The following is a 237-nucleotide window of genomic DNA, read 5'->3' as shown; positions in this document are numbered from 1 at the left end:
GTCCTTGGCCGCAGCCTGGTCATTCAGATGGAAACGCACGGCGCCACAACAGCCGGCCAGGCTTTCCTCGAACAACTCGATACCCAGCCGGTCGAGCACACGCGCCGCGGCGGCGTTGATGTTGGGCGCCAGCGCCGGCTGCACGCATCCGGCCAGCGCCAGCATCCGCCGTGGATGCCCAGATTTGGCCGGCCACGGCCGGGCTGCTCCCGCCACTTCCAGCGCCAGCTTATCGGC

General features: G+C 69.2%; 1 protein-coding gene. It reads right to left on the bottom strand.

Annotation, left to right across the window (positions count from 1 at the left end):
• On the bottom strand, positions 1-237 hold a 237-nt coding region (locus ACMUOY_RS20700; RefSeq protein WP_413894589.1), incomplete at both ends, for a heterodisulfide reductase-related iron-sulfur binding cluster.

It is taken from the genome of Candidatus Skiveiella danica (assembly GCF_022705245.1).
Lineage (GTDB): Bacteria > Pseudomonadota > Gammaproteobacteria > Burkholderiales > Burkholderiaceae_C > Skiveiella > Skiveiella danica.
The sequence above is the reverse complement of the archived record's forward strand: the minus strand, read 5'-3'. Positions and strand labels throughout refer to the sequence as shown.